Annotated in this window: 11 protein-coding genes; 7 read left to right on the forward strand and 4 right to left on the reverse strand. The window is 27.3% G+C overall.

Going from position 1 to position 11,169, the window contains the following annotated elements:
- The first annotated feature begins 1 nt into the window (after position 1).
- From EELLY_RS02610 to EELLY_RS02620, 3 genes are all read left to right on the forward strand, one after another.
- A complete protein-coding gene (locus tag EELLY_RS02610) occupies positions 2-1,189 on the forward strand; it encodes an acetate kinase (protein ID WP_104205919.1) in 1,188 nt (395 codons plus the stop codon).
- Positions 1,190-1,259: 70 nt separating this feature from the next.
- Entirely contained in the window at positions 1,260-1,697 is a 438-nt protein-coding gene (locus EELLY_RS02615; RefSeq protein WP_104205920.1) for a hypothetical protein, read from the forward strand.
- Positions 1,698-1,764: 67 nt separating this feature from the next.
- Positions 1,765-2,307: an NUDIX hydrolase gene (locus tag EELLY_RS02620; RefSeq protein ID WP_104205921.1), complete on the forward strand. Its 543-nt coding sequence runs from the start codon at positions 1,765-1,767 to the stop codon at positions 2,305-2,307.
- A 112-nt stretch (positions 2,308-2,419) separates the two neighbouring features.
- On the opposite strand, the gene EELLY_RS02625 is transcribed toward EELLY_RS02620, so the two are convergent.
- Positions 2,420-3,019 (reverse strand): FMN-dependent NADH-azoreductase, encoded by a 600-nt coding sequence (locus EELLY_RS02625; RefSeq protein ID WP_104205922.1) that lies wholly within the window; start codon positions 3,017-3,019, stop codon positions 2,420-2,422.
- An 80-nt stretch (positions 3,020-3,099) separates the two neighbouring features.
- Here EELLY_RS02625 and EELLY_RS02630 point away from each other — a divergent pair, with 80 nt between their 5' ends.
- The 3 genes from EELLY_RS02630 to EELLY_RS02640 are packed head-to-tail and all read left to right on the forward strand — an operon-like array spanning position 3,100 to position 5,164.
- Positions 3,100-3,903 (forward strand): TatD family hydrolase, encoded by an 804-nt coding sequence (locus EELLY_RS02630; protein WP_104205923.1) that lies wholly within the window; start codon positions 3,100-3,102, stop codon positions 3,901-3,903.
- A 49-nt stretch (positions 3,904-3,952) separates the two neighbouring features.
- The gene (locus tag EELLY_RS02635; RefSeq protein ID WP_104205924.1) at positions 3,953-4,360 is read left to right on the forward strand and encodes a hypothetical protein; all 408 of its coding nucleotides are present in this window, start codon (positions 3,953-3,955) and stop codon (positions 4,358-4,360) included.
- A 12-nt stretch (positions 4,361-4,372) separates the two neighbouring features.
- Positions 4,373-5,164 carry a TatD family hydrolase gene (locus tag EELLY_RS02640; RefSeq protein WP_104205925.1) on the forward strand — a complete coding sequence of 264 codons (792 nt, stop codon included), beginning with the start codon at positions 4,373-4,375 and terminating at the stop codon, positions 5,162-5,164.
- Positions 5,165-5,202: 38 nt separating this feature from the next.
- Here the strand turns inward: EELLY_RS02640 and EELLY_RS02645 are convergent, their stop codons facing one another.
- The 3 genes from EELLY_RS02645 to EELLY_RS02655 form a co-directional block, all read right to left on the reverse strand.
- Positions 5,203-6,744: an ABC-F family ATP-binding cassette domain-containing protein gene (locus EELLY_RS02645; RefSeq protein WP_104205926.1), complete on the reverse strand. Its 1,542-nt coding sequence runs from the start codon at positions 6,742-6,744 to the stop codon at positions 5,203-5,205.
- A gap of 76 nt (positions 6,745-6,820) precedes the next feature.
- The gene (locus EELLY_RS02650; RefSeq protein ID WP_104205927.1) at positions 6,821-7,735 is read right to left on the reverse strand and encodes a 5'-3' exonuclease; all 915 of its coding nucleotides are present in this window, start codon (positions 7,733-7,735) and stop codon (positions 6,821-6,823) included.
- Positions 7,736-7,816: 81 nt separating this feature from the next.
- Positions 7,817-8,197: an IMPACT family protein gene (locus EELLY_RS02655; RefSeq protein ID WP_219818102.1), complete on the reverse strand. Its 381-nt coding sequence runs from the start codon at positions 8,195-8,197 to the stop codon at positions 7,817-7,819.
- Positions 8,198-8,291: 94 nt separating this feature from the next.
- Between EELLY_RS02655 and secA the strand changes: the two genes are divergently transcribed.
- The gene (gene secA / locus EELLY_RS02660) at positions 8,292-11,123 is read left to right on the forward strand and encodes a preprotein translocase subunit SecA (RefSeq protein ID WP_104205928.1); all 2,832 of its coding nucleotides are present in this window, start codon (positions 8,292-8,294) and stop codon (positions 11,121-11,123) included.
- Positions 11,124-11,169: the final 46 nt, after the last annotated feature.

The following is an 11,169-nucleotide window of genomic DNA, read 5'->3' on the forward strand; positions in this document are numbered from 1 at the left end:
GATGATATTAGTAGTAAATGCAGGAAGTAGTTCAATTAAATTTAGATTATTTGATACTTCTGAAAAACAACCAAAAGATATTTTAGATGGTTTAGCTGAAAGAATAACTATTGATGGAATTGTTTCATTTAAATATGAAGGAACCAAATATAAATTTGAAGTAGATTTACCAAATCATGAAGTTGCAGTAGATTTCATTTTAAAGAAATTAGTTGAAATGAAAATCATTAAAAGTGCTGAAGCAATTAAAGCTGTTGGTTTTAGAATTGTTCACGGTGGGACTATTTCTGAATCCTCAGTTATCTCAACAGAAGTGTTTAATACAATAAAAGACGCAGTTAAATTAGCCCCATTACACAATCCAGGTGCTATTACTGCTATTGAAGCAGTTAAAAAAGTTATGCCAAATGCAAAACTTGTAGCATGTTTTGATACTGCTTATCATCAAACTTTAAATCAGGAGCAGTATTTATATGCTGTACCATATGAATGATATGAAAAACATGGGGTTAGAAAATATGGTTTTCATGGAATAAGTTATCAGTATATAACTCAACAATTAGCAAATAACTTAAATAAAGATTTAAATAAAGTTAATGCAATTATTTGCCATTTAGGTAATGGAGCTTCTATCACTTGTATTAAAGAAGGTAAGTCATTTGATACTACAATGGGCCTTACACCACTAGCTGGTGTAATGATGGGAACTCGTAGTGGTGATATTGATCCTTCAATTATTGAATACATTTGTAATGAATTAAAAATTACAGTTAAAGAAGCAACCTCTATTTTAAATAAACAATCAGGTTTACTCGGTATGTCTGGTGAAACAAGTGATATGCGTGATATTACAAACGGTTACAAACAAAATAAGCCAAACTTTATTAGATCATTAAATAAATATTCACAAGTAGCAGCTGATTATATAATCAGATTTGCAAATTTAATTGGTCATGATATTGACGCAATAGTTTTTACAGCAGGAATTGGAGAAAACTCAGAAACAGCTAGAGAAGAAATTCTTAAAAGGTTACCTTTATTAGATATTGAATTAGATAGCAAAGCTAATCAAGCTGATTATGATGAATCAAAAGTTATATCAACAAAAAATTCTAAAATACCAGTTATTGTAATGCGAACCAATGAAGAGTTAATGATTTGTTTGGACACAATCAAATTAATCAAATAAAAAAGAATTTTGCTTCTTGCTTCTTTTTTATTATAAAATTATAAATATATTTTAAATGGAGGAAATTAATATGTCATTATTTGAAAAATTGAACATTTGCTTTGCTGCACTAAACTTTTTTGTAGTGCTATTAACAGCTATAATATTACCAGTAATTTATAAGCGTAATAGTTCAAACTCAGCAATGGCTGACGACGTAAAGAAAAATTTATTAAATTCATTTGATAAATACATGGATATAAGTCAAGAAGTCTATAACTTTGAATGATATACTGCACAAATAAATGCAATAGTAATTAAATACAACTTACAAGGTGTATATTGTATGAATTGTCACAAAGAAACTAATTGAACTAATTATTATAAATACTTTAAAAGTGCTGATAAAGTTATTCCAGAATTAAATAATTTTTCTTATGAGTATAAAAAATTTAGAGCTAATAAATTGTTTAATGTGTTAACTTGCCCTATATGCAAAAAAAACCCAGAAAAAGTTAAACAATTTTAAAAGTAAAATTATTTCAAGAGTTTAATAACTCTTTTTTTATTGTAAAATTATCAACAAAGAGGTTTTTATGGAAATTCTAGATTTATATGATTGCAATAAAATTAAAACTGGTAAAACAATGATTAGGGGTGAAAAAGTACCTAATGGTTATTACAGACTGGTTGTTAAAATAGCAATTTTTAATTCTAGAAATGAAATGCTAATTCAAAGAATTAACAAATCCCCATCATACCCATTCATTTTCAAATGATTTGATAAATGAGATATTAGTGTTTCTGGTTCTGCCACAACGGGAGATAATAGTTGACAAGCAGCTCAAAGAGAAGTCAAAGAAGAATTAGGTTTGATTATAAGTTTTGAAAATCAAGTTCCAAAAATGAGTTTCACTTGAAGTGATGGATTTATTGATATTTATATTAAAGAAAATTTTGATGTTGATTTAAAAACACTTACCTTGCAACCAGAAGAAGTTGCAGAAGTTAAATGAGCCAGTAAAGAACAAGTTCTTAATTTAATTAGTAAGAAAGAATTTGTTGCTTGAAAACCTGAAATAATAGAACTATTATTTAAAAGAGACTCCAAAGACGGAACTTTGGATATTAAAAAATAATAAATTTTTGTCTATTGTTTTTCTGTTAAATGTTTAATCATAAAAAATCTACATTTCTTTTTGAGAAGTGTAGATTTTATTTTTCCAGTTTATAGTAAGTGATTTTTGATTATTAAAACTTAGCAGCTTTTTTAATAATTTCTTCTTGAATAGAATCAACCATTTTTGATGGCGTTAGTGCTGAAAGTGGTTCGGTTTTAACCCCAGCTAATAAAATTGGATCAGCTACTTTACCACCCATAAAATTTCATGTACCTTGTAAGTATGCAACATGATCACCTCAAGGATATCAACCTTTAGGTGCACCTTGTGAAGAAAGAATTTGGACTTTTAAGTGGTCTAACAACCCAATTGCATCCCCTTTTTTTGAATACTTATATGAAAAAGTTTGGTTAGCCAGTGCAACATGATCAATATAGTTTTTTAATAACCCTGAAATATTAAAATTATACATTGGCGCTATAATAATTAATTTATCAACTTCTTTTAATTGATTAATAAATTTCATTCCTTCTGTTTCACTTCAATATGTTGCAAAATTTTCTTGTGACAAAGTGTTATTACCAACTACTTCTTTGTGCAAATCCAAATGAATGATTTCATCATTAACATTATTTTTTTTATATTCTTCTAAAAATCTTCTTCCAAGTTCTTGTGACACTGAGTTTTGACTTGGTGTAACTGAACCGTTTATAACTAAAATTTTACTCATCTATATATAATCTCCTTTAATAAGTTTATAAATATATTATAAGTCATTAATTTGTTAAAATAATTTAATAAAGGAAAAAGATGAATAACAAAAAAATATTTGATGCACATACTCATTTTAATGATGATTGAAAATATAAAGAAGAAATGATTGATAGATTGGTAAAAGAAGCTCAACAAGAAAATGTTGGTGGTTTTTTATGCGCTAGTTTTGATTTAATATCAAGTTATAAATCCGTGGAGTTAGCAAAAAAATATAAAGACATAATATATTCAGCAATTGCAATTCACCCAAATGATGTTACTAAACACAAGTTGAGTGTTTTTGATAAATTAGATAAACTATGTGAAAACACAGAAGTTGTATGCATTGGTGAAACTGGTTTAGATTATTTTTATACTAAAGAAGACAAACAATTACAAAAAGAGTTTTTTATCAAACATATAGAATTAGCTAATAAACACAATAAAGTATTACAAATACACATTAGAGATGAAGTAGATGTATATGATGCTTATTTAGACGTTATAGATATATTAAAAAAATATCAAGTAGCAAAAATCATTATTCACTGTTTTTCAGCAAATAAAGAAATAGCTGATAAATTTTTAGCGTTAGGTTGTTATCTTAATATTGGTGGAGCTGTTACATTTAAGAATGCTAGAACACTTCAAGAAGCAACTATACATATACCTTTAGATAAAATGTTAGTTGAAACAGATGCACCATACTTAACACCACACCCACACCGTGGTACTTTAAATGAACCAAAATTTATAAATTTAACAGTTGAAAAAATAGCTGAGTTAAAAAATTTAAGAAAAGAAGAAGTTATTAAAGCTACAACAAATAATGCAATTAAACTTTTTGATTTGAATAAATAACATTAATTAACTTTTAAAGTTTTATAATTTATTTAAAGGAAGAAAAATTATGGAAAAAATATATTTAAAAATTATTAAGTCATTAATTATTGATCAACAGCCTGGTAATGAAGAAATCATAAAACAGTTATTAAATTCAACAAACTTAAAACAATATTTTATTGTATATAGAGATTACAAAGGTGATTACACAAAGCAAGTTGAAATTTTAATTTGTGTAGAAGATGTTAATGACCAAGAATTAATTATTAATCAATCTGGATATATACCTTTCGTTTTAGGTGATAAATCAAAAGATTTTGGTATGGAAATGCCAGATGATATATTCAAAGCTTGAGAAAAAATATGACATTTAGAAGATGTTGGTATTTTAGAAAGAGAATATAGTCTAGATTTTATTAAAATTGATAACACAAAAACAATATTTGTTAAAGCGCGCAAATTTAGCTGTGGATAGAAAAGAGAAAATATGGCAGGAATATACGATACACATTGTCATTTAAACGATAATATATACATTGAAAATGAAATATCAAGTGCCGAAATGGCAAAAGAAGCTAAAATTAATGGAGTTGATTTCATAAATAATGTTGGATATGATATTAAATCATCAAAAGTAGCTTTAGTACAAGCGCAAAAAAATAAAAATGTTTTTGCACTGGTTGGGATCCATCCAACACAAGCTCATTTATTTACAGACGAAGCATTAGAAACATTAAACACTTTAGCTCATGCAGACAAAGTTGTTGGAATTGGTGAAACTGGTTTGGATTATTTTAGAGAAGGTCAAAAGTATAAAGAACAACAAATTAAATTTTTAAGAGCGCACATTAAAATTGCTAAAAAAATGAAGTTAGCTTTATCTTTGCATATTAAAGACAAAGAAGGTTCATTTGAAGCTTATAAAGATGTTTTGAAAGTTCTTAAAGAAGAGAAATATTTCAAAGCTGTAGTTCACTCATTCCACTCTACTTTAGAAGTTGCTGAAATGTTTATGGAAAAAGGAATTTTTATAGCAATAAATGGGCATGTGACAAAAGACAACCAATTACAAAAAGTTGTTAAAGATATACCAATGAATTTTTTAGTTGTTGAGTCAGATGCCCCATATGAAACACCAAAACCTTATGCTAAAAAAACAAATGCACCTAAATACATTGGGTTAGTTGTTGATTCAATTGCAAACATTAAAAAACTTAGTAAAGATAATATAGCAGAAATAACAGCTGATAATGCTAAAAAGTTATTTTGAAATAAGTAGTTAATCAAATGTTAAAAAAACACCTATAAAGGTGTTTTTTATTCTACTTGCATTTTTTCAAAGTCTAAAACTTTATCAGCTCATTGTGTTTCAAAATTAATATCATGAGTTGTAATTAAAACAGTCCCCTCAAAAACTTTAATAGCCTCTAAAAGAGCTTCTTTTGCTAAAACATCAATATGATTAGTTGGCTCATCTAAAATAAGTAAACTACATGGTTCAAGGCTTAATGAAGCTAACCTAACTTTAGTTTGTTCTCCACCAGACAACAACTTAGTTTTATTAACCATCAGATCACCTTTAATACCAAACATACCTAATTTTGCTCTAACTTCTGATGGTGTTAGTTTAGGGTGTTTTGCTAATAAGTAAGTAACTGGGGTTTGATCTTCTTCAAAATCATCAACTTGGTGAAAGAAGTTCACAGCTACCCCGTTACCCATTTTAATGTCACCACTAAAAGGTTGAATTTCTCCAGCAGTACTTTTTAAAAAAGTTGTTTTACCAATACCATTATAACCTTTAACAATACATTTTTCGCCTTCACGTAATTCAAAAGTTAATGGTGCAGTTAAAGCAAAATCATAACCAATTTCTAATTTATCTGATTTGATAATAACTGAAGAATTAGGTCTTTTATATTTGAACACCATTGTTGGCTTAACTAAATCCTGTCTAGCTACCATCACATCCATTTTTTCTAGTTGTTTAACTCTTGATTGTGCACTTTTAGCTGTGGAAGCACGAGCGCTATTTTTATTAATATATTCTTTTAATTTTCCGATTTGACCTTGTTGAGATTCTCTAGCTTTATCATATTGTTCAGCTCTTAAAGCAGAAAGTTCTAAAAACTTATCATAATTACCAACATATCTTACTATTTGTAAGTTTTCAATTGAATAAATAACATCAACAATTTGATTAATAAAATCTCTATCATGTGAAACAACTAAAAAAGCGTTTTCATAATTTTGCAAAAAACTAATTAATCATTGTACTTGCTCAACATCTAAGAAGTTTGTTGGCTCATCAAGTAAGATAAAATCATCATTTTTTAAAAGTAGTTTGGCTAAAAGTATTTTACCTCTTTGACCACCAGATAAAGTCCCTAAAGGTCTTTTTGTATTTTCTAATTCAATACCTAATCCACCAACTAAGTTACCAATTTTCTTTTCAATTAAATCAAACTCTTTTAAGTTTAACTCTTCTTGCATTGCTAAAGCTTTAACTAAGTCATCTTCATTATACTCAACAGCCATATCTTCGTATATTTTATGTATTTTAGCTTCCATATCATAAAGCTCTTTAAAAGATTCTTTTAAATATTCTTCACCAGTTACAGCCATATCCACTTCTTGATGTTGGTCTAAATAACCAATTTTAGCTTTTGGATGTCATTCAACTTTACCATGATCAGGAACAATTTTTTGAGAAATGATATTTAATAGTGTAGTTTTACCAGCACCATTAGGTCCAAGAAGAGCTACATGTTCACCATGATTAATTCTTAACCCAGTATTTTCATATAATTTTTTACCACCATTTTGATGTGTAACATTTTCTAATACTATTAAACTCATAAAATCTCCTTTCAAGTTTATTTAACATTTTTAATTCTAACAAAAAAACTTAATCAAATAAAAAAATAACTTAAAGTTATTTACTTTTGCTATTTTTATTATTTTCAATAATTTTATTTACTTGAGTCACATATGCTCACATTTTGTGCTTTTTCAGAAATTTATTAAATCCATATCAATTAATTCTTAGTGGTTTTAAATCAACTCTACCAACTGGTAGTCTATCTTGAATTTTAGTTATTTTAGCATTAAGAAGAATATGTTCTTTATTATCAATTAATCTTTTTGATATTAATGGTTTTATCTCATCGATATGCTTAAAAATTTCATCAATGGTTTGATATTTTTCTAATAATTGAATTGCTTGATTGTAATGCAAGTGTCTAACACCCTTAATGTTATCTGATGGATCTCCCATCAAAGCTTTAATATATGAAACCTGACTTGGTTTACATCCAAACTTTTCAAAAACTAATGATTCATTAACAAAAATATGTTCATCATTTTTAGAAATGTTTGTTATAACCTGTGTTTTATCACCAATTAATTGAAAGATATCTTTATCGTTTGAAAGGATATGAACATCATAATCTAATTTAGTTGCTATTTTATTAATAGTGCCAATTAAATCATCTGCTTCATATCTTGGCATTTCATATCAAGGTATATTAGCTGCAGTTAAAAACTCTCTTATAATATCCTTTTGAGGAATTAATGATTCTGGTGTATCTTTTCTTTTAGCTTTATATTCTGGATATAATTCTCGACGTCAACAACCCTGATCCATATCCATGGTCACAATCACTGTATAATAGTTATTCTTATTTACTATCTCAATAATTTTTGCGATAAAAGTATAAATGGCGTTAATTTGAATTCCATCTCTATTTAAAGCAACTTTTTTTCTTTTAAGAGAACCATAGTATCCCTTATGTAGTAAATGATAACCGTCGATAATTAATATCGTGCGTTTTTCATTTATAGTATTCATTTTTTCAAATTCCTTACTTTTTAAGTATAGCAAAATAAAAAATAAAAAAGTTAGACATGATAAATATATTATTTTAAACAATTACATCATTTTAAATTTTTTAACAACCTCACTTGCAGCTTTTACATAAGCTCTAGTTAACGGCCCTGCACCCAATTTTAAGCCCCCATATTTTCTTACAACAAGAATACAAACATTATTAATTTGTGATTTTTCAATTACATTAAAAATTGGTTTACCAGCTGTATTTTTTGGTTCACCATCATCATTCATACCACCATGTTCTTGTTGATCAATAAATTTATATGCATAACAATTATGTGCTGCTTTTGAATCTGAAAAATCAGTAAGAAATTTTTCTAATTCTTGTTTATTATGAATTTCGTAAATAAAAGAAGTAAAAGTAGATTTTTTAATAACTAAAGTGTTTGAAATAACGTTTTTTTTGTTTATACTTTGCAAAATAAAATTTCCCCTTTACTTAGTCACTTACATTGATTATAATATTAAATAGTTTTAAACAAAACTTATTTTAAATTTTTAAAGGAGAATCACAATGGCATCAGATAAACGTTTATTGAAAAATTATGGTAAATTAGCAGATAAAATTATAGCTTTAGAACCAGAAATGAAAAAAATGGATATTGCAGATTTTGCTTTAAAAACTAAAGAATTTAAAGAAAGAATTGTAAATGGTGAAGATGTTGATGATTTATTAATTGAAGCTTATGCAGTTGCAAGAGAAGCAGCTAATAGAGTATTAAAATTGAACGCATATAAAGTTCAGTTGCTTGGAGCAATAATTCTTCATTATGGAGATATCGCTGAAATGAGAACTGGTGAAGGTAAAACTTTAACTGGGTTATTTCCAGCATATTTAAATTCACTAACTGGAAAAGGTGTTCATATAGTTACAGTTAATGAATATCTTTCAAGACGTGACTCTGAAATTAATGGTCAAGTTTTTGATTTACTAGGTGTAAGTGTTGGGCTTAATGGTTCAAGAATGTCTAAAAATCAAAAAAGAGAAGCATACGCAGCTGATATAACATACACAACAAATGCAGAAATTGGTTTTGATTATTTAAGAGATAATATGGTTATTGAAGCTTCTGATAAAGTTCAAAGAAAATTGAATTTTGCAATTATTGATGAGGCTGATTCTGTTCTTATTGATGAGGCTAGAACGCCATTGATTATTTCTGGTGGAACATCGTCAAGAGCTAATTTGTATAAAATGGCAGATAAATTTGCAAAAGAAATTAAAGAAAATGAAGACATTGATATTGATTTGGAAACCAAACAAGTTTATCTAACTGAATCAGGGATGAAAAAAGCTAAGGATTTTTTTACTTTAGAAAATCTATTTGCTTTAGAAAACACTGAAATTTTCCACTTAATTTTAAATGCATTGAAAGCTAATTACACATTTAAAGAAGGTGTAGAATATACAGTTGTAACTGGTGAAGTTGAATTAATTGATCAATTTACAGGACGTATTTTAAAAGGTAGATCATATTCTGATGGATTACAGCAAGCTATTCAGGCAAAAGAACTTGTTGAAATTGAAGATGAAACTTCAATTCTTGCAACAATCACATACCAAAACTTTTATCGTTTATATGCAAAACTGTCAGGAATGACAGGAACTGCTAAAACTGAAGAAGAAGAGTTTTTAAAAATTTACAATACTAGAGTTGTTACGTGCCCTACAAACAAACCAATTATTAGAAATGATGAATCTGATTATACATTTGGTACTAAAAATGCAGCACTAAAAAAACTAATAATTGATATTAAAGAAATTAATGAAAAGGGTAATCCTATTTTGATAGGTACTACTAGTGTTGAATCATCAGAGCAAATTTCAAGATACTTAGAAAAAGCTGGTTTAAAATATGAGATGATTAATGCTAAGAACCATGATAGAGAAGCAGAAATTGTGTCTATTGCTGGTGAATTAAAAGCAATTACATTAGCAACAAACATGGCTGGTCGTGGAACTGATATAAAGTTAAATGATGAAGTTAGAGCTTTAGGTGGTTTGTGTGTTTTTGGAGTTGAAAGAAATGAAGCTAGACGTATTGATAACCAATTAAGAGGTCGCAGTGGGAGACAAGGTGATCCTGGTATGTCGAGATTTTATATTTCAATGGAAGATGATTTAATGATTAGATTTGCTTCGCCAAGAGCTAGAAAAAGTTTTTTAAGTTTAGGTGATGATCACATTAAATCAAAAATATTTACTAGAGCTGTTACAAATGCACAAAAAAAACTTGAAGGTTTGAACTTTGATCAGCGTAAAAATGTTTTAGATTATGATAATATTTTAGCTCAACAACGTGAAGTTATGTATGCACAAAGAGATGATATTTTAGAAGCTGAAGATTTAAAAGTTGTAATTAACAAATTGCAATTAACAGTAGCTTATGAATTGATTGAATTAAATTCAGAAGTTATTCATGGAGAAAAAGCAATTAATGCTGAAAAGTTAATGAATGAAATTGATGGTAAGTTAGTTGCACATAGACGTTTTTTAATTCCAGATTTTTATAATAAAGAAAAATTCCAACTAGCAAAAGAAATTGCTGATGCAATGCTAGAATTCTATAAAGCAAGAGTTATAGATATTCCAAATGATGTAGTTTTAGAAATGGAAAGAAGAAACATTTTACAGTTTTTTGACAAATACTGAACAAATCATATTGATGTTGCTTCTAAACTTAAAGCCGGAGTATATTTACAACAATATGCTCAAAATAACCCATTATCAATTTATATTGAGCAATCAACAGTATTATTTAATAAAACAAAAGTTGATATTGCTTTTGATGTAGTTAATACATTATCATCAATTGTTTTAAAAGCACCAGAGGTTAAAGAAGAAGTTAAAAAAATTGAAATTACAGATGCCATAATTGATGAGATATTAGAAGAAGTTGGTTTGAGCGTTCAACAATTAAATAAAGAAGATATAAATAATAGATTCAACACTCTAATTCCTAAAGCAAGTGATGAAAAACACTTTCAAAAATTAAATATGCAAAGAGATATTTTATTAGGTTTAGTCATTGAACTCCAAAGAAGACAAGAAAATTCTAGAAATCGTACAGTTGATATTTCTGAACAAGAAATGCAGCAAATTTTAGCAACTTTAGAAATTAAAGATATTGCAAATATTTCTGAACAAGAAATTTTAGAATTATATGAAAAAAAATTAAAAACAGTTTCAAACGAGCAAGAAGCACAAAAGTTAAATACTTTTAAAGAAATTGCATTAACTTTGAATAAACAAATACAAGAAATAAAAAAAGATATTAATAACAAAAAATCAATTATTGATGACAATAATGATGGTGGTGTTATATCAAAAGCTAAAATTGGATAAGAAAGAACACTAGGCTCAATCCTAGTGGTTTTGTATTTTTACAAAG

This window comes from Entomoplasma ellychniae (genome assembly GCF_002930155.1).
Taxonomy (GTDB): domain Bacteria; phylum Bacillota_I; class Bacilli_A; order Mycoplasmatales; family Mycoplasmataceae; genus Entomoplasma; species Entomoplasma ellychniae.